The sequence below is a fragment of the Sulfurovum sp. bin170 genome (assembly GCF_010892395.1).
In the GTDB taxonomy this organism is placed as follows: Bacteria; Campylobacterota; Campylobacteria; order Campylobacterales; family Sulfurovaceae; genus UBA1140.
Genome location: NZ_JAACKB010000247.1, coordinates 1 through 1,751, shown reverse-complemented (window position 1 = coordinate 1,751; position 1,751 = coordinate 1). Strand labels below are relative to the sequence as shown.

Genomic DNA, 1,751 nt, shown 5'->3' with positions numbered 1-1,751 from the left:
GAGAGTTTACTCCCGAACAGCGGAGGCAGAGCCTTCCGATTCCAAGTTTCCCAAGTTATAATTCCTTAATTCATTGGCATTTTCCAAGTAAGTTAAATACTATAAAACCTCTTAAAAGCTATTATCCCCAAAAATGTAGCCCCTATAGATAAAAAGAGATTTAGCCCAATATTTATCAGAGCCTTTGTCCATAGATTCTCCTGCATCAAAAAGAGTGTCTCCCATGAAAAGGTGGAAAAAGTGGTCAATGCACCCAATAGTCCTGTAACAAACATCGCTTTCTGATTTAGCGACAGATTGATATGTTGAAAATATAAAAAGAGAAAACCGATAATAAAACTACCTAAGATATTGACACTAAGAGTCCCAAAAGGGAAAAGGGAAGCTGAACTCTTTTGAACCCAGCTTGATATTGTAAAACGAGCTATAGCACCAAAAAAACCACCGATGCCAACAGCAAAAAATAACCCCCAGTTCATCATTCCTGTACAAACTGCCAATCATCTACAGATTTTTTATCAAAATTTTGCGTTTTTTGTTGCAGAAGTCCATTGAGGATAGTCAACTCTTTTTGCAATGAATCATCATTCAAACTCTTCATCTCATCTACAAAACTTCTCTTAAATGTCTGAAAAAGTTTATTGTACCCATCAGATACTTTTAGCTTACAAGATTTTCTCTCCCATGTCTTTATTGTAGGATAGATAGGTCGCTTTGGAGGGAAAATCATACATCGCTTCATAATAACTGGATACTCTTGCATTATCCATTTTACATTATCATTACACCCAGCTCTTGCGTCTATTACCCAGTTTTTCATCACGGTAACAAAGTCACTAACCAAGATAGCTTTTTGGATACCAGAGTTATCATAATAGGCATCTTTTTTCTTATTAAATGCTATGCTTTGCTCATTTCCAAATGACTTGCCATTGACATCTGTGTAACTCACATTTAACTTTATATCATCAGAGCCTGAACCGATTTTTTTGAGTTTTAGAAGAACCACACCACCTTTTGTCTCTCCATCTTCAGAGCTAGAGGGGAAAAGAGTATTGACCTTCATAATCTCACCTGTAGCTATCTTCGCATCAGGGGAACCATATACAGCCTCTATCTCATACTTTTGGCTACTAAGTTTTAGCTCTAAATCATACACTAGAGGTGTTACCATATACTCAAACTCTTTATCTAGCAACTCTTTAAATCTCTTTGATGAGTGAACAGAGAAGTAGTTTGCACCTTTTGTTTTGGAGACATACTCTACCAAATTATTATTGAAATCAACACCAATACCTATAAATGTTGTATGTATCCCTTTTTCACTAGCCTTTTTTGCCAAACCAAATAGTTTACCTTTTTTTAACTCTCCAGAGTTTGGCATAGCATCAGTTAAAAATACTATTCTATTTTCATAATCACCATCAAGCTTCACATCATCAAAAAGCTTTAACCCCTCTGTATACCCTGCACTCCAATTGGTTCCACCCTGCTCTTTGAGTGCCAATATATGGTCTCTTATAGCCATCTTATCCGTGCTACCCACTAGTCGTAGAGGTTTTGCCTTGTATGAGTTGTGGTCAAAAAGTGCGATACCTACTCTATCATCATCATTTAGATGAGAGAGCATAGCCACGATAGACTCATTGGCTATTGTCATCTTCTTTTTGGTCTCTTTCTCCTCATTCTCTACCTTGTTTCCAACCTTATCATAATAATAGGAGTTAAAATTGCCACTCATAGAGCCAGAT

At 36.6% G+C, this 1,751-nt stretch carries 2 protein-coding genes; both read right to left on the bottom strand.

Annotated elements, in window-relative coordinates; all coding sequences use genetic code 11:
* Positions 1-92: 92 nt before the first annotated feature.
* Positions 93-479: a fluoride efflux transporter CrcB gene (gene crcB / locus GSY74_RS05915; protein WP_164664178.1), complete on the bottom strand. Its 387-nt coding sequence runs from the start codon at positions 477-479 to the stop codon at positions 93-95.
* Positions 479-1,751, bottom strand: a 1,273-nt coding sequence (locus GSY74_RS05910; RefSeq protein WP_164664177.1) for a VWA domain-containing protein, incomplete at its 5' end; no start/stop codon positions are given. The genes crcB and GSY74_RS05910, both read right to left, overlap by 1 nt.